Genomic DNA, 16095 nt, shown 5'->3' on the forward strand with positions numbered 1-16095 from the left:
GGGCGGGTGTCGCCGTCGGCGCGCAGCAGCTGGGCGTACTGGTCGATGGCGTCGGCGCAGGCGGCGGCCAGGTGCACGGGCAGGTCGGTGACGAGCTGGCTCATGCCGTCACCGGTGCGCCGGACGGCGACGTCGGCCCGCGCGGCGGCTTCCTTGCGGCGCTTGTCCAGGGCGTCGGCGTCCAGGCGGGCCAGGGCACGGCGTACCCGGGCGCGCAGCTGGGGCACGGTCAGCCGGCCGGCGTGGGGCAGCACGCGGCGTTCGATCTCGGCGATGACCTCGGGGGCGGCGGTGGACAGCAGGTCGACCAGGGCGCGCATCTTCCGCACGTCGATGCGCCCAGCGTAGAGGGCGTCCCAGGTGCCGGTGAGCAGCGTGGTGAGCAGGATCGACTCGACGGCGAGGGCTTCGGCTTCGGCCTCCGAGCAGTTGCGGATCAGCGCCAGCTCGGCCACGAAGGTCTCGCTGACCTGGGCCAGGACCTGGGAGCGGCGCAGCCGGCTGTCCAGCCCCGGACCACCGAGGGGGCCGAAGTCGCGGTCGCGCTCGATGGAGCGCCGGCGGGCGAGCGCGGCGATCGCCTCGGCGCGCTGGGCGGCGTGCCGGGCCTCGCGGGCGTCAGCGGCCCAGATGTCGGCGACCAGCTCCAGGTCGCTCGACCCCCCGCCATCGGTGTCGGGCACCCAGGGGATCGGAACGCCGTCCTCCGGCGCACGGGGTGGCTCACCGATGAACACACCTGCACCGTAGAACCGACCACTGACAGTTCCCGCAGGTCAGTCGTAGGGATTGGTGAGAACTGTGCGGGCCTGGAGGACGTCGAAGGTGACCGGTGGGCCGTCGGTGGTGGTGGTCCCGGGGACGTCGGCCTCGGCACCGCCGTCGACGGTGAAGGTGGCGCCCCAGGTGACGGTGAGGTGCGCGGTGTAGGTGCCCGACCGGTAGTCGTGCTCGATGGTGTGGTCGGGGTAGGGCGCACCGGGGTCGGTGGTCGTGATCTGGCCGGTCGCGTCGCCGGTGTGCCAGGTGAACCGCTCGGCGGTGGCCTCGATGACGACGGTGAAGCCGCGAATGTCGACCGTGAAGGTCTGGCTCGTGGGGGAGTCGGTGTAGAAGATGACCGGCAACCCCGTCAGGGCGTTCCCCGGCGGCTGGTGCCGGGTCGTCAGCTGAGGGAGCGGCAGCCTCTGGAAGTAGCGGAAGACTTCGTCGGGAGACGGTGGTGGGTCCAGCGCCGTGATGTCAATGCAGGCCCGCGTCCCCACGATCCAGGGGCCCACCTGGGTGCCGACTGGCGCTCCGCCGCTATCGAACCCGTCCACCGTCGTAGTCCCACCGTCTGGCGCAGTTATCGCGAGACGTCGTTGCTCCATCACCAAGTCCTCGATGACCCGATCGGGGGGCGCTGGGCACTCGAAGAAGTCGCTGGGTCGGCATCCGCCGTTCTCGCGGTCACTGACGACGCATGGTCGGGACAGGCGGTAGGTGTACGGATGCTCGTGGGGAGCGGCATTGCTAGCGAACCACCCACCGCCCGCAGTTTGCTCGACCAAGGCCGCCGTGAGTGCGCCGGGAGCGGTTTCGACGTGCGGACAGACGACGCGGCCGCATTCCACATGCTCTGCGGCCGCCGACGATGGAGTCAGGAACGCTGTTGCGACGCCAATAAGAACGAGGATGCGCAATCTGCGCATCAGCCGAAAGTGAGGTCGCGCATAAGCCATGACTGTCGAGTGGAGTCCCACACGACCGCCACGCCTCCGGTGACGTTGAAGTAGGCGGCGGAACCACCATGAGTGGGCTTGCCTGAGGCATCCAGAACCACGAATTCGGCCTGATCCACGACGATTGGGAAGTCTGCAGCGCCGTTCTTCATAACAGGGGCGCCGACTTCGACGATGGTTAGTTCTCCGCCTTCATAGTCCTGCCCCGCCGACGCGGCCTCCTCCGTGCCTGAGGCGATGCGATCGCAGTCGCGGCATCCGTCGCTGAGTCGCCGCAGCGGCTCCGCGTCCATGACGGTTGAAGTCCGGTTGATGAGATTGACGTAGTAGCGGACGAAGGCTTCTGCGCCGGCGGCGTCCTGGGTGCGGGCTTCCTTCGGCATGGGCATGTCCGCCGGGCCCAGGGGTGGGAGCGACTCGGTGGTCGGCGCGGCCTCCGTCGTCGGCAGGCTCGTGCTGGCTTCCTGCTTCTCCGCACACCCGGTCAGCAGCACGGTCCCGGCCAGCAGGCAGCCGAGCGTCGTCCGGATCAGGCCCCCACGGAGATCACGCACAGCGGGAGACTACGCAGAGTTTGGCGGCATCCGGTTCCGTAACTGTGGACAGGACCGCACGCGCCGCCGGATCGGGTGACGCCCCCACGCAGGAGACCTGGCTCACCGGCGCACAATCCGGAGCCGACAGCACCGCGGGCGGGGGGAGAGCGCATGAGCACGGAGCAGACGACGGGGCACAGCCCCTTCGACACCAGCGGCATCGAGCTCGGCGCCGACGGCATCCGCCGCTACACCGGCCTGCCGCAGAACATCGTCCGGGTGCTGGCCGGGCAGGCCCGACGGCACGGCGACCGCACCGCGATCGTCGAGCTCGGCGGTGGGCGGCTCACCTACGCCGAGCTCTGGCAGCGCGCCATGCGCGTCGCCGGCGGCCTGCGCGATGCCGGCGTCACCACCGGCGACCGCGTCGCCGTCCAGCTGCCCAACGGCGTCGACTGGGTGCTCGCCTTCTGGGGCGCCCAGCTCGCCGGCGCCGTCGTCGTCCCGATGAACACCCGCCTCGCCCCGGCGGAGGCCGACTTCATCCTCGCCGACTGCGGCGCCGCCTTCGTCGTCCGCCCGGGCGAGGCCCTGCCCGACGGCGAGCCGGGGGAAGTGCCCGACCCGCAGCACACCGACGTCGCCGCGCTCTTCTACACCAGCGGCACGACCGGCCGCCCCAAGGGCGCCATGACCACCCACGAGAACTTCCTCAGCAACATCGAGTCGGTCATCCGCTGCCGCGAGCTCAGCCGCGACCCCGAGGCGTCCCACGCCACGCTGATCTCCGTCCCGCTGTTCCACGTCACCGGCTGCAACTCCCAGTTCCTCACCCAGATCGCGCTCGGTGGCACGAGCGTGCTGATGCCGAAGTTCGACGCGACGGCCTTCCTGGCGGCCATCCCCGAGCACGGCATCACGCTGCTCACCAGCGTCCCGACCATCTACGAGCTGGTGCTGCGCCACCCCGACCTCGCGACGACGGACGTCTCCACCGTCCGCACCCTCAGCTACGGCGGCGCCCCGATCGCCCCGGAGCTCGTGCACCGGCTGCGGACGGCGTTCCCGAACGCCCGGCTCGGCAACGGGTTCGGCCTGAGCGAGACCAGCGCGCTGGCCACCTTCCTCCCGCACGAGTACGCCGAGACCCACGCCGACTCCGTCGGCTTCCCCACGCCGGTCAACGACGTCGACCTGCACCGGTCCGACCCGGCCACCGGCGTCGGTGAGCTGCTCGTTCGCGGGCCCAACGTCGTCGCCGGCTACTGGGGCGACCCGCAGCGGACCGCGGAGACGTTCGTCGACGGCTGGCTGCACACCGGCGACCTCGCGACCATCACCGACGGCATCGTCCGGATCGTCGACCGGGCCAAGGACATGATCAACCGCGGCGGCGAGAACGTGTACAGCGTCGAGGTGGAGAACGCCCTCGCCGAGCACCCCGACGTCCTCGAGGTCGCCGTCGTCGGCGTCCCCGACCCGGTGATGGGGGAGAAGGTCGGCGCCGTCGTCCTGCCGAGGCCGGGCACGGACGCCGGCGAGCTGGTCGCGGGGCTCTCCGCCCTCGCCCGCGAGCGGCTCGCCGACTTCAAGCGCCCGCAGTTCGTGCGGGTGATCGACGGCCCGCTGCCGCGCAACGCCGGCGGCAAGGTGCTCAAGGCGCCGCTGCGGGAGGCGGAGGGCTGGGTGGCCGTCCCCCGGTAGCGCTACGTTGCGGGGAGGCCCGACCTCTCGGCGACAGGAGCACCCCGTGCGCATCGGCATGCCCATCTCCTACGACGGCGGCTACGACCGCACCACGGCCGTCATCGCCGACTTCGAGAAGGCGGGCCTGGACACCGTCTACGTCGCCGAGGCCTACTCCTTCGACGCCGTGAGCCACCTCGGCTACCTGGCCGCGCGGACGACGACGGTGGAGATCGCCTCGGGCATCCTCAACATCTACTCCCGGACGCCGACGCTGCTGGCCATGACCGCCGCCGGCCTGGACTTCCTCTCCGGCGGCCGCTTCACCCTCGGCATCGGCGCCTCGGGACCGCAGGTGGTCGAGGGCTTCCACGGCGTGCCCTACACCGCGCCGCTGGCCACCACCCGCGAGGTCGTGGAGGTCTGCCGCGCGGTGTGGCGGCGGGAGAAGGTCGACCACCACGGGGCGCACGTCGACATCCCGCTGACCCGCGAGCGCGGTGGCAACGGCCTGGGCAAGCCGCTGAAGCTGATCAACCGTCCGGTGCGGGAACGCATCCCGATGCTCCTGGCCGCCATCGGGCCGAAGAACGTCGCGATGGCCGCCGAGCTGTTCGAGGCGTGGCAGCCGGCGTTCTTCCTCCCGGAGGGCAGCGCCGCGGCGTTCGGGGACGCCCTGGCCGAGGGGACGGCGCGGCGCGATCCCGCGCTCGGCCCGCTCGACATCTCCGCCGACACCCAGCTGCTGATCAGCGAGGACGCCGACGAGCAGGCGGCGGCGCTCGACCGGGTCCGCGCGAAGCTCGCGCTCTACGTCGGCGGCATGGGCGCCCGCGGCAAGAACTTCTACAACGAGCTGGCGGTGCGCTACGGCTTCGCGGGAGAGGCGGCCCGGGTGCAGGACCTCTACCTGGACGGCCGCAAGGACGAGGCCGCCGCGGCGTTGCCCGAGGAGTTCGTCCGCGGGGTGGCGCTGGTCGGCCCGCGGGGGCACGTCGCCGAGCGGCTCGCCGCCTTCCGCGAGGCCGGGGTCACCACGCTGAACGTCACGCCGCTGGCCGCGGAGCACGCCGAGCGGGTCCGGGCGATCGAGACGCTGAAGGCGCTCGCGTGACGGCGCTGCCCGCCCACGAGCAGGAGTTCGTCGCGCTCACCGCGGAGTTCGTCGACCGGCGGGTGCGCCCGCGGGTGGCCGAGTTCGAGGCCGAGGACCGCTACCCGGACGACTTCATCGAGGAGATGAAGGCCCTCGGCCTCTTCGGCCTGCTGGTGCCCGAGGCGCACGGCGGGAGCGGCGTGAGCACCGCCTGCTTCGCCCGCATCACCGAGGAGCTCGCCCGCGGGTGGATGAGCCTCGCCGGCGCGATCGGCGGGCACTCGGTCATCTCGCACCTGCTCGCGACCGCCGGCACCGGCGAGCAGCGGGCCCGCTACCTGCCGCGCATGGCCACCGGCGAGGTCCGCGCCACGATGGCGCTCACCGAGCCCGGCGGGGGCAGCGATCTGCAGGCGATGCGCACGCACGCCGTCCGCACCGACGACGGGTGGGCGGTCACCGGCAGCAAGACGTGGATCTCCAACGCCCAGCACTCCCAGCTCATCGGACTGCTCTGCCGCACCGACCGGGACGCCGTCCCGGCGCACACCGGCATGAGCGTGCTGCTGGTGGAGCCCGGGGAGGGGCTGGAGATCTCGGCGAAGATCCCCAAGCTCGGCTACCGCGGCGTCGAGGCGTGCGAGCTGACCTTCGACGGCATGCGGGTCCCGGACGACGCCGTCCTCGGCGGGGAGCCCGGCCGCGGCTGGGTGCAGATGATGCGCGGTCTCGAGGTCGGGCGCGTGCAGGTCGCCGCCCGCGCGGTGGGGGTCGCGCAGGCGGCGCTCGCCGCGGCCACGCGGTACGCGCAGGAGCGGGAGTCCTTCGGCGTCCCCATCTGGAAGCACCAGTCGGTCGGCAACCTGCTGGCCGACATGGCGACCAAGGTGCAGGCCGCCCGGCTGCTCACCGCTGACGCCGCCGAGAAGCTCGACGGCGGCGCCCGCGCCGACATGGAGGCCGGCATGGCGAAGCTGTTCGCCTCCGAGGCCGCCATGCAGGTCGCCCTCGACGCCATGCGGGTGCACGGCGGCTACGGCTACTCCAAGGAGTTCGACGTCGAGCGCTACTTCCGCGACGCGCCGCTGATGATCCTCGGCGAGGGCACCAACGAGATCCAGCGGACGGTCATCGCCGCGCAGTGGATCGCCCGCCACCCGATCTGACGGCCCCGTCGACCAGCGGCAGCACGGCACCCGCGGCCGCTACGTGCAGGCTCCAGGTGCCCGCGACGAGGTCGTCGTCCAGCACCGACCGCAGCTGCTCGGCCCAGGCCTCGTCCTCCGCGGTCACCACCGGCTCGCCCGGCCGGCACAACGCCAGCGCCAGGTGGCCGGCGCCGCCGAGCTGGTCGTCGACGACCGAGCCGTGCACCTCCCGGAGCCCCACCAGCAGGGCGGGCTCCGGGAGGGCCGGCAGGTCCTCGACGGGGACGACGACCGGCAGCTGGCGGCCGCCGGCGTCGAACCAGGTCAGCCAGAGGCTGCGGGCGGGGAAGGTGGCGGGGTGCAGCACCGACCGCCAGCGGTCGGTGAGCTCGGCGGTGGAGCGGACCCGGGCATCGGCGAGCGGGGACGTCGTCATGCCCGACACCGTGGCAGGTCGCGGGGCCGGCCACGGGGTTGTCCACAGGTCAGCGGTGGCCGATGCCCCCGGGGCCGTGGTCGGCCGGCACCCGCTCGGCCGGTGGTGGGGGCGGGGGCGGGGTGCCGTCGCCGAAGGGCCGGTCGCCGAGCTCCTCCCGGTGGTGCGGCGTCAGCCAGCCGGAGGTGTCGGGGCCCTGCGGGATGATCTGCGTCGGGTTGATGTCGGCGTGGACGACGTAGTAGTGCTCCTTGATCTGCGGGAAGTCGATCGTGTCGCCGAACCCCGGCAGCTGGAACAGGTCGCGCGCGTAGGCCCACAGGACCGGCATCTCGCTGAGCTTCTGCCGGTTGCACTTGAAGTGGCCGTGGTAGACGGTGTCGAACCGCGCGAGAGTGGTGAACAGCCGGACGTCGGCCTCGGTGACCTGCCCGCCCATCAGGAAGCGGCGGTCCTCGAGCCGGTCGCTGAGCCAGTCGAGCGCGGTGAACAGCCGGTCGTAGGCCTTGTCGTAGGCGCGCTGGGAGCCCGAGAACCCGCACCGGTAGACCCCGTTGTTGACCTCCTGGTAGACGCGCTCCATCACCTCGTCCATCTCGTCCCGCAGGTGCTCGGGGTAGAGGTCGGGGGCGCCCTCGCGGTGGTGGGCGGTCCACTGGGTGGAGAGGTCCAGGGTCATCTGCGGGAAGTCGTTGGTGACGACGGCGCCGCTGGGGACGTCGACCATCGCCGGCACGGTGATGCCGCGCGAGTACCCGGGGTCGCGGGCGAAGAACGCCTCCTGCAGCCGCTCGTAGCCGAGCACCGGGTCGCGGCCGCCGGGGTCTAGGTCGAAGGTCCAGCTGCGCTCGTCGTGGGTGGGCCCGCACAGCCCCATCGAGATGGCGTCCTCGAGGCCCAGGAGCCGGCGCACGATGACCGCCCGGTTCGCCCACGGGCACGCCCGCGCGACGACGAGGCGGTAGCGCCCCGGCTCGACCGGCCAGGGGCTGGAGCCGTCGGCGGTGATGCGGTCGGAGATGTACTTGGAGTCGCGTGAGTACTCGGCCTCGACGTATCCCGACCCGCTGTTGTCTTCACTCACCGGTGCAGCCTGCCCGGTGCGCTACCGGCTCACACGCGCGGGTCACAGCCGGCTGGTCGTCGCGTCGTCCTCCACGCCGTCGAAGTAGTGGTCGAGCACCTCGCGGAACACCGGCTGGTCCGGGTCGGCGTGCGCGAACAGCGTCATCGACGAGCGCAGCTTCTGGGCGTCGGTCGGGCCCAGCACGGCGACGGCGTCCTCGGTGTCGAGCGCGGTCAGCGCTCGCGCGCACTCGACCAGCCGCCGCCCGAGCACCGGGTGCGCCAGGTACGCCCGGGCCTCGTCCAGCCCCGAGACCGCGTAGCGCTGCGCCATGCCGCTGCGGCCCAGGCCCTCCACCTGCGGGAAGACGAACCACATCCAGTGGGTGCGCTTCTGGCCGGCGCGCAGCTCGGCGAGCGCCTGGTCGTAGGTCTGGGCCTGGGCATCGACGAAACGGCGGAGGTCGAACGGGTCGCTCACCGGTCCAGCCTGCCGCACGCGATGAGTTCCGGTGACCCCGGCCGTCCGATCCACATGGAGACGACGACCCTGGACCTGGGACCGACGACGGCCGAGCTGGCGCGCGTGGTCGCCGGCGTGCGCGACGACCAGCTCGGCGACCCGACGCCCTGCCCCGGCATGCCGGTGGCCGGCCTGCTCGACCACCTGCTCGGGCTGGCGCTGGCGTTCCGGCTGGCCGCGGAGAAGGCGCCGTCCACCGGCGGCCCGTCGGCGGATGCAGCCGCCCTCGCCCCGGACTGGCGCACGCTGCTGCCCGCCCGGCTGGAGGCGCTGGCCACCGCGTGGCGGCGTCCGGACGCCTGCCGGGGCGAGGCCGAGGTGGCGGGCGTGCGGATGCCTGCGGCGGCCATGGCGCTGGTGGCCCTGGACGAGGTGCTCGTGCACGGCTGGGACCTCGCCGCCGCCACCGGGCAGCCCTACCACCCGGACCCGGCCGCGGTCGAGGCGTGCACCGGGTTCGTGGGCGACCGCAGCGACCCGGCCGGCGAGCCCGACGGGCTGTTCGGGCCGGTCGTGCCGGTGCCCGACGACGCGCCTGCCCTGCACCGGCTGCTCGGCCGCACCGGCCGCGACCCGGGGTGGCGCCCGCCCGGATGACCGCACCGCGCGGTCCACATGTCGAAGCCGTGTCATCTGCCGCCGGCGCCGCGTCCCGGTGGCGCCGGCGGGCACCGGTGGAGGACGTACACGGACCGAGGGAGGAACACCGATGCGCAGGACCACGCGAGCTCTCGCCGGCGCGCTGCTCGCCGCCGGACTGGGGCTCAGCGGCTGCGGGGGCGACGACGAGGTCGACGTCAACGAGGGCGTGACGGAGGAGCAGTTCGAGGAGGAGGAGGTCGGCTCGTCCGACCCGGTGGACGGCGGTGACGAGGACCCCGACGGGACCGACCCGGGCACCGGCGGCATCGACGAGGACGACGACACCGATCTCGAGGAGGACGTCCCGCCCGGGCAGACCGACGACAACAGCGTCGACGGTGAGGACGGCACCCCCAGCACCGAGGAAGGCATGTGATCCCCGGCGGGGCGAGCCGGGTCACGGTGCCGTGACCGGCTCGGCCTGCCGATGAGCACTCGTGGGTGACGGTCCACAGCGATCCCCGTCGCCCGGGGGTGCACTGCAATGAGCGAGCGACGACGGCGCATGGGCGACGGGCTGGCCGTCCTGGCCGGAGCGCGGCCGGACGTGCTGGCCGCCGCACCGGGGGCCCGGTCGCGGTTCGTGGCGCTCGGCGGAGTCCTGCTGAGCACCGGCGCGCTGGCGGCGGTCTCCGCGGCCTTCGCCGTCGGCATGGCGCTGGGGGTCTGGTGGCCGCTGGCGGCGCTCGTGGGGCTGGGCTGGGGCGCGGTCGTGGTCAACCTGGACCGGATGCTGCTGGTCGGCATGGCCCACGACTCCTCGCTCAAGCGGAACCTGGTCATGGCCGTGCCCCGGGTGGGGCTGGCGCTCGTGCTGGGCGTCGTCGTCGCCACGCCGCTGACGCTGCAGGTCTTCGCCAAGGAGATCGACGCCGAGATCGTGACGATGCAGGCCGAGGCCGCCGACGCCCACCGCGTGGCCCTCGAGTCCGACAGCCGCTTCGCCGGCCTCCCCGCGCTGCGCGAGCGCATCGCCACGCAGGAGGCGGTCGTCGCCAGCGGGGGAGCGGCCGACCCGGGCCTGGCGGTGGTGCGCAGCGGCGTCACCGAGAAGCAGGCGGCCTTCGACCGGGCCGTGACGCTGCAGCGCGAGCTCGACGCCAAGGCCCAGTGCGAGCTGGACGGCACCTGCGGCACCGGCGACGCCGGGACCGGGGAGGCCTACCTGCAGGCGCGGGCCGCGGCCGACGCGCAGGCGGGCGTCGTCACCGCGGCGCGCGCCGAGCTCGACGCCGCCGTCGCCGCCGTCACCGCCGCCGAGGGGCGCAGCGCCGCCCTCGCCGGCTCCTCCCTGGACGCCGACCGGGCTGAGCTGACCCGGCTGACCGCCGAGCTCGACCGGCAGCAGGCCGCGTTCGACGCCGAGAACGAGGACTCCGGCGGCATCCTGCTGCGGCTGGAGGCGCTGGACCGCCTCGGCGACCGCAACATGACGCTCGCCGCCGCCCAGTTCATGCTTTCGCTGCTGTTCATGTGCGTCGAGGTGCTGCCCGTGCTCATGAAGCTGCTGCTCAACTTCAGCCCGCGGACCGCCTACGACCGGCTGGTGCAGCTGCGCGACTCCGGCGACGTCGAGCTGGAGGAGATGGCGCAGGAGTCGCGGCGCACCGTGGCCCAGGCCAAGGAGGAGCTGCTGGTGCTCGCCGAGCGCGAGCGGGTGGACCGGCAGAAGGAGGCGATCCTGGCCCGCCGCCGGGCGGCGCTGGCCGAGGTCGCCGCCCGCACCGAGGCCGCGCGGTCGCAGCCGGAGGTGCCCGCCGCCGAGGAGCCGGCCGAGGCGCCCCGCCAGCTGTGGGACACCGGCCCCATCCGCGAGCTCGCCCGCAGTGCCGCCGTCCGCACGGTGCGCTCGGTGCGCCGCCGCCCGGCCGACCGGACGCCGACCACGGTCTGATCCCGCACCGCCCCGGCGCCCCGGACCTCCGCGAGGTCCGGGGCGCTGTGCGTCCGCTGGCAGTTCCCTGTGCACCACCGCCCGTGCCGCGGCGCGGGCGCTCCCCTGTGGCAGGGTTTCCCCGTCAGCCGGCCGGGCCCTCCGCCGCCGGCTCCCGGGGTGCCCGCCTGCCGCGGACCCGGGAACTCGCACCCGCAGATGAAGGACGTCCTCCCATGAGCACCGACAACCCGAACCCGACCGGCGCCACGGCGGGTTCGGGCCACCCCGACCCGACGGTCGTCCCGCCCGTGCCGGCCGCCGCCGGGCCCACCGACGGCACCGGCACCGGCGTCCTCCCCGGCGGGGTCGTCCCGGGTGCGGGCGTCCCCGGCGGCGTGGCGCCCGCGCCGGACGGGCAGCAGGGGAGCGGACCCGGCTGGGCGTCGCGCAACAGCGGGCTGCTGATCGCCGCGCTGGTCGCGGTCGTCGTCGCGGCGATCGCCATCGCCGGGCTCATCCTCTGGCGCGGCGGCATCGACGACGACAACGCCGCCACCGAGGCCGCCGTCACCCGGGCGCTGGCCGAGCAGGGCGGCGAGGTCGAGACGATCGAGTGCGACAGGGACACCTGCGCGGCGATCATCGGCGGCCAGGCCTACACCGTGCTGGTCCAGGTGGACGGGGACGGGGAGCAGCACTTCGGCGTCGCCGCCTACACCGGCGACTGACCCCAGCACCGCCGCGAGCCCCGCACCCGACCCGGGTGCGGGGCTCGCGGCGTGAGCGGGATCGGACGGTTCGGTGTCCTCTCCTGCCGACGCCCGCCGGCTGCGCGGCGCGGTGCTTGGTGGGGTGGTCAGGACGATCGGCGGGCGACCAGCGCCGGGACGAGCTCGGCACCCGCGGCCCCGGCGGCGGCGCAGCCGAGCACCACCGCCCAGGAGACCGGGTCCAGCGGCGTGCAGCCGAAGAACCGGCTCACGCCGGGAGTCTGCACGATCGCCAGCAGCGCCGCCAGCGAGCCGGCCACGGTCACCAGCACCAGCGGGCTGCGCCGCCCCGACCACGCGGTCTGCGCCAGCTGGGTGGTGATCAGCGCGGCCAACCCCATCGTGCTGGCGCGGCCGGGGAACAGCGGGGTGGCCCGGCCGATGAACCAGGCCGCGGTGGCGCCGGTCGTCGTCGCCGCACCCCGCACGAGCACCATCCGCTCCACCGCAGCGGTGAAGCCGCGGTGCGGGCCGGCCCGCAGCACGGCGGCGAGCGGGTGCCCGGCCAGCGGACCGTCGTCGTCGCCCGCCGGGACCTGCCGGGGCGCGGCCACCGCGACGGCGAGCGCCGGGAACATGTCGGTGAGCAGGTTGACCAGCAGCAGCTGGCGGGTGTTCACCGGGGCCCGGCCGCCGACGGCGGTGCCGAGCACGGTGAACGCCACCTCGCCGGCGTTCCCGCCGACCAGCACCGACACCGCGTCGCGCACCCGCGACCACATGGCCCGGCCCTCGGCGATCGCGTCGACCAGCCGGGTGAGGTCGAGGTCGGTGAGCACCAGGTCGGCGGCGGTGCGGGCCGCGGGTGACTCCGCGCCCTCCACGCCGACGCCGACGTCGGCCAGCCGGATGGCGGCGGCGTCGTTCACCCCGTCTCCGGTCATGGCCAGCGTCGCCCCGGCCCGGCGCAGCGCCTGCACCAGCGTGACCTTCTGCTCGGGGGAGAGCCGGGCGAAGACGGCGGTCTCCGCGACCAGGCGCGCCCGTTCGGCGTCGGTGGCCCGGGCCAGCTGCGCGCCCGTGACGACCCGGTCGGCGCCGGGGACGCCGGCCTGCGCGGCGATCGCGCTCGCGGTCTCGGGGTGGTCACCGGTGGCCACCACCACCCGGACGCCGGCCGCCCGCAGCTGCTCGACGGCGCGCACCGACGACTCGCGCAGGGTGTCCGAGAGCCCGACCAGCCCGCGCAGCGTCAGGTCCGTGGCCGCCTCGTCGAGGTCGTCCGGCGTCCCGTCGACGGTGCGGTCGGCGACGGCGAGCACCCGCAGCCCCTCACCGGCCAGCTGCCGCACCCGGTCGCGCAGCTCCGGGGTGTCGCCGCACCGTCGCAGCACCACCTCCGGCGCCCCCTTCACGACCAGCCGCCCCTCGCGGACGGCGACGGAGAGGCCGCGGCCGGCGGCGAACGCCAGGCTCGCGTCGGGCGGGCCGTGCCACGCGTCGCCGGCGGCCTCCAGCACCGCGCGGTCGGTCTCGTGGGCGCCGTCGTCGCCGTTGCCCATGCCGGCGGCGGCCAGCCGCAGCAGCTCGTCCTCGGTGCCGCCGTCCACCGGCAGCAGCCGGGTCACCCGCAGCCGGTTCTCGGTCAGCGTGCCGGTCTTGTCGAAGCAGACGGTGTCCACCCGGCCGAGGGCCTCGAGCACCCGGGCGCTGCGCACCACCGCACCGCGTCGCGAGAGGCGCCGGGCCGCGGCCTGCTGGGCGACGGTGGCGACCAGCGGCAGCCCCTCGGGCACCGCGGCGACGGCGATCGCCAGCCCGGCGGCGACCGACTCGCGCAGCGGCCGCCCCCACAGCACCCCGAGCAGGGTGACCGCGCCGCCCCCGGCGAGCGTGAGCGGCAGGACCGCACGGGTCAGCTCGGCCAGCCGCGCCTGGACGCCGGCCGGTGGCGCCGCACCCCCGGCGGCGCGGGCGGCGCGCCCGGCCTCGGTGGCCGGCCCGACGGCGACGACGACGGCCCGCCCGCGCCCGGCGACCACCGTGGTGCCGTCGAAGAGCATGCAGGTGCGGTCGGCGAGCTCGGCCCCCGGCGTGGCGGGCACCGACTTCGCGACCGACAGCGACTCCCCGGTGAGGCTCGACTCGTCGACCTCCAGGTCCTCCGCGTCGAGCAGCCGGGCGTCCGCGCCGACGATGTCGCCGGGCTCGACGAGCAGCACGTCGCCGACGCGGAGCGCGGTGGTGGGCACCTCCTCGGTGCCGCCGTCGGTCTCCCGGCGGGCGCAGTGCGCCTGCTCCAGCAGCAGCGACTCCAGCGCGCTCTCGGCGCGCATCCGCTGCAGCCCGCTGACGACGGCGTTGATCGCGGTCACGCTCGCGACCAGCACCGCGTCGGTCACCTCGCCGAGCACTGCGGTCGCGGCGGCGCCGGTGGCCAGGATCGGGGTGAGCGGGTCGGCGAGCTCGACGGCGACGGTGCGGCCGAACCGGGCCGGCACCCGGACGGCGGGTGCGGCGGTGACCCGGCGGGTGAGGGCGGTCAGCCGGCCGGGCGGGCGCTCGTCGGCGGTCGGGAGGTCGGCCAGCCGGCGCAGGACGTCGTCGGGGTCGAGCGCGTGCCAGGGGGTGTGCGCGGTCGGCGCCGGCACGGGGCGGCGGGCGGCCCGGACGGCGGCGCGGGTGCCGGCGGCCATCGTGCCGGCGGTCGCCCACTTGCCCGGCGACGTCGCCCGGGCCTGGCCGACGCGGGGGCTGCCGACGGCGGCGAGCAGCCCGCCGAGGACGTTGCCGGTCAGCGCGGCCCCGGTCGCCCGGCGGCTGACCGCCTTGGCGTCGGGGACGGCGGCGACGATGCGGCAGGCGTCGGCGAGCCCGGGGTCGGTGACCAGGTCGGCGCCCCAGACGGGGGCACGACCCGGCAGGACCGGCGCCACCGCGACGTCGGCGGCGACCAGCGCGGGCCCGTCGATGGCCGAGACGAGGAGGACGCCGTGCCCGTCGGCCTGCAGCCCCCGCACGACGTCGACCAGCGGCGTCCCCGCGTCGGCGACCTCGTCGGCCAGCCCGGTGACGTCGCGGGCCCCGGCGTGCCGGGTGAGCACCAACCGCAGGCCGGCGTCGGCGACCGTGGTGAGCAGCGCCTCGGCGTGCGGGTCGAGCTCGGCGGCGACGGTGACCCTGCCGACGCGGCGGCGGCCCTGCAGCAGCGAGCGCACCTCGCCGCCGGGCGCGTCGTCGCTCCGGCGCACCGGGCCGAGCCGCAGCCGGTCCTCACCGTCCCCGGAGAGCAGGCGGGTGGCGGCCGACCAGACGGCGGCGTCGTCCCACCCATCGGCCTCCGCGGCCGACTCGACGACCACCGGCGGGCCGGTGCACAGCGCGGCGGCGTCGACGACGACGGCGCCCACCCGGTCGAGCCGCCGGTAGACCGAGCCGTCGAGGGGGAGCACGCCCTGCCGGCACAGCAGCAGGTCGAGCGTGGCGGCGAAGGACTCCCGCCCCTGCACGGCGGCCTTGGGCGTGAGCGCCCGGAGCAGGTCGGCCGAGCGGCCGGGGCGGCCGGTGAGCGCGAGGAGGCCGAGCGCCGCGCCGAGCTCTGTCGGCCCCAGGCGGTCGCGGTAGGTCTCGACCGGGCCCCGCGGCAGCTCGCCGGGCCGCGGGCCGGGCGGGGGCGCGGGGGTGCGGTCGTCGTCGGGCTCCGGGCCGCACAGCTCGCGCTCGCGCCGGCACCAGACCTGGCGGCGGGCGCGGACCTCCAGCGCCCGCTGCAGCGCGGCGGCGGCGTTGAGCGCCGGCACGACCGGGCTCTGGGTCAGCGAGTGCAGCAGCGCGCCGGTGCCCTCGAAGACCAGGTCGGTGCCGACCGGGCCGATCCGGTCGGTCAGCGCGCGCTTGAGCCACTGCTGGGTGTCCAGCAGCGCCATGACGAGGGTGGCGTGCCGGTGCACCGCGGGGATCGGCAGGTACTTCGCGGCGGTGGCGAACCCGAACGCCGCGACGTCGACGGCGGCGGCGAGGGCGGCGGCCAGCAGCGGCTCGACGTCGGCGGGGTGGTCGGGGCGCTGCGGGAAGACGCCGGTGCCGCCGCGGGCCTGCTCGATCTCGGTGACCACGCCGACGACGTCCTCGATGCCCACCCGGCGCGAGTCCACCGCCACCAGCACCCGGCCGACGACGTCGTTGACGGTGGCCCACTCGACGCCTTCGAGCCGCTCGAGGTGGCGGCGCAGGGCCGCGCGGGCGGCGGGGGCGTCGTCGTCGGCGGGGTCCTCGACCTCGACCTGCAGCCGGTCGCCGTCGCGCCACACCCGTCGGGTGTGCCGGGCGGGCGGGGGCTCCAGCAGGCCGCGGGCGGCGTCCACCAGGTCATGCAGGTGGCCGCTGGGCAGCGGGTCGGCGCCGGTGACCAGGGTGCCCACCGCCCGGGTGCCCGAGACGGCGGCTGCGTGCGCCAGGTGCAGGGAGCCGGAGACGCCGGCGCGCGCGGCGCGCGTCGTCCCGCCCACGAGGCCGGCGCCCACGACCACCGGCAGGGCGGCCAGCGCCGCGGCGCCGGTGGCCACCTGCGTGGCCTGGCGGGCGGCGGAGCCGAGCCGGTGGAGCAGAGCCATGGCGCCCCCCGTGACGACGGTCACGGGAAACGCTACGTGA

At 75.2% G+C, this 16095-nt stretch carries 14 protein-coding genes; 7 read left to right on the plus strand and 7 right to left on the minus strand.

All coding sequences use genetic code 11. The features are described 5' to 3' along the window. The 3 genes from ACI79W_RS06505 to ACI79W_RS06515 all read right to left on the minus strand — a co-directional run. Positions 1 to 683, minus strand: a 683-nt coding sequence (locus ACI79W_RS06505; RefSeq protein ID WP_456561259.1) for a DUF222 domain-containing protein, incomplete at its 3' end; no start/stop codon positions are given. A 93-nt stretch (positions 684 to 776) separates the two neighbouring features. Further along, entirely contained in the window at positions 777 to 1265 is a 489-nt protein-coding gene (locus tag ACI79W_RS06510) for a hypothetical protein (protein ID WP_456561260.1), read from the minus strand. 428 nt (positions 1266 to 1693) lie between these two features. Continuing rightward, on the minus strand, positions 1694 to 2278 hold the full coding sequence (locus ACI79W_RS06515) for a DUF6318 family protein (protein WP_456561261.1): 585 nt from the start codon (positions 2276 to 2278) through the stop codon (positions 1694 to 1696). A gap of 153 nt (positions 2279 to 2431) precedes the next feature. Between ACI79W_RS06515 and ACI79W_RS06520 the strand changes: the two genes are divergently transcribed. Genes ACI79W_RS06520 through ACI79W_RS06530 form a run of 3 tightly spaced genes read left to right on the plus strand, consistent with a single transcriptional unit; the run spans position 2432 to position 6208 of the window. Then, positions 2432 to 3964: a class I adenylate-forming enzyme family protein gene (locus tag ACI79W_RS06520; protein WP_456561262.1), complete on the plus strand. Its 1533-nt coding sequence runs from the start codon at positions 2432 to 2434 to the stop codon at positions 3962 to 3964. A gap of 46 nt (positions 3965 to 4010) precedes the next feature. Beyond that, the gene (locus ACI79W_RS06525) at positions 4011 to 5060 is read left to right on the plus strand and encodes an LLM class F420-dependent oxidoreductase (RefSeq protein WP_456561263.1); all 1050 of its coding nucleotides are present in this window, start codon (positions 4011 to 4013) and stop codon (positions 5058 to 5060) included. Continuing rightward, positions 5057 to 6208, plus strand: a complete 1152-nt coding sequence (locus ACI79W_RS06530) for an acyl-CoA dehydrogenase family protein (RefSeq protein WP_456561264.1) — start codon at positions 5057 to 5059, stop codon at positions 6206 to 6208. The genes ACI79W_RS06525 and ACI79W_RS06530 overlap by 4 nt, the downstream gene beginning before the upstream one ends. Here the strand turns inward: ACI79W_RS06530 and ACI79W_RS06535 are convergent. The 3 genes from ACI79W_RS06535 to ACI79W_RS06545 are packed head-to-tail and all read right to left on the minus strand — an operon-like array spanning position 6171 to position 8172. Further along, on the minus strand, positions 6171 to 6626 hold the full coding sequence (locus ACI79W_RS06535; RefSeq protein WP_456561265.1) for a hypothetical protein: 456 nt from the start codon (positions 6624 to 6626) through the stop codon (positions 6171 to 6173). The genes ACI79W_RS06530 and ACI79W_RS06535 overlap by 38 nt on opposite strands. 49 nt (positions 6627 to 6675) lie before the next feature. Beyond that, positions 6676 to 7710, minus strand: coding sequence for a glutathione S-transferase family protein (locus ACI79W_RS06540; protein ID WP_456561266.1), 1035 nt, complete (start codon positions 7708 to 7710; stop codon positions 6676 to 6678). Positions 7711 to 7752: 42 nt separating this feature from the next. Then, positions 7753 to 8172 carry a DUF1810 domain-containing protein gene (locus ACI79W_RS06545; RefSeq protein ID WP_456561267.1) on the minus strand — a complete coding sequence of 140 codons (420 nt, stop codon included), beginning with the start codon at positions 8170 to 8172 and terminating at the stop codon, positions 7753 to 7755. Between the two features lie 21 nt (positions 8173 to 8193). Between ACI79W_RS06545 and ACI79W_RS06550 the strand changes: the two genes are divergently transcribed. From ACI79W_RS06550 to ACI79W_RS06565, 4 genes are all read left to right on the plus strand, one after another. Further along, positions 8194 to 8811 carry a TIGR03086 family metal-binding protein gene (locus ACI79W_RS06550; RefSeq protein ID WP_456561268.1) on the plus strand — a complete coding sequence of 206 codons (618 nt, stop codon included), beginning with the start codon at positions 8194 to 8196 and terminating at the stop codon, positions 8809 to 8811. Positions 8812 to 8923: 112 nt separating this feature from the next. Continuing rightward, entirely contained in the window at positions 8924 to 9232 is a 309-nt protein-coding gene (locus ACI79W_RS06555) for a hypothetical protein (RefSeq protein WP_456561269.1), read from the plus strand. Between the two features lie 108 nt (positions 9233 to 9340). Next, on the plus strand, positions 9341 to 10750 hold the full coding sequence (locus ACI79W_RS06560; RefSeq protein WP_456561270.1) for a DUF4407 domain-containing protein: 1410 nt from the start codon (positions 9341 to 9343) through the stop codon (positions 10748 to 10750). 215 nt (positions 10751 to 10965) lie between these two features. Continuing rightward, positions 10966 to 11460, plus strand: coding sequence for a hypothetical protein (locus tag ACI79W_RS06565; RefSeq protein ID WP_456561271.1), 495 nt, complete (start codon positions 10966 to 10968; stop codon positions 11458 to 11460). 128 nt (positions 11461 to 11588) lie between these two features. On the opposite strand, the gene ACI79W_RS06570 is transcribed toward ACI79W_RS06565, so the two are convergent. Beyond that, complete coding sequence (locus ACI79W_RS06570; RefSeq protein WP_456561272.1) at positions 11589 to 16079, minus strand: HAD-IC family P-type ATPase; 4491 nt, start codon at positions 16077 to 16079, stop codon at positions 11589 to 11591. Positions 16080 to 16095: the final 16 nt, after the last annotated feature.

Source organism: Blastococcus sp. SYSU DS0533 (genome assembly GCF_054050775.1).

What these genes read in the sequence shown, in the direction of transcription:
- ACI79W_RS06520 (WP_456561262.1), top strand. Translation starts at nt 2,432, where the DNA reads ATGAGCACGGAGCAGACGACGGGGCACAGCCCCTTCGACACCAGCGGC.
- ACI79W_RS06565 (WP_456561271.1), top strand. Translation starts at nt 10,966, where the DNA reads ATGAGCACCGACAACCCGAACCCGACCGGCGCCACGGCGGGTTCGGGC.
- ACI79W_RS06555 (WP_456561269.1), top strand. Translation starts at nt 8,924, where the DNA reads ATGCGCAGGACCACGCGAGCTCTCGCCGGCGCGCTGCTCGCCGCCGGA.
- ACI79W_RS06560 (WP_456561270.1), top strand. Translation starts at nt 9,341, where the DNA reads ATGAGCGAGCGACGACGGCGCATGGGCGACGGGCTGGCCGTCCTGGCC.
- ACI79W_RS06535 (WP_456561265.1), bottom strand. Translation starts at nt 6,626, where the DNA reads ATGACGACGTCCCCGCTCGCCGATGCCCGGGTCCGCTCCACCGCCGAG.
- ACI79W_RS06550 (WP_456561268.1), top strand. Translation starts at nt 8,194, where the DNA reads ATGAGTTCCGGTGACCCCGGCCGTCCGATCCACATGGAGACGACGACC.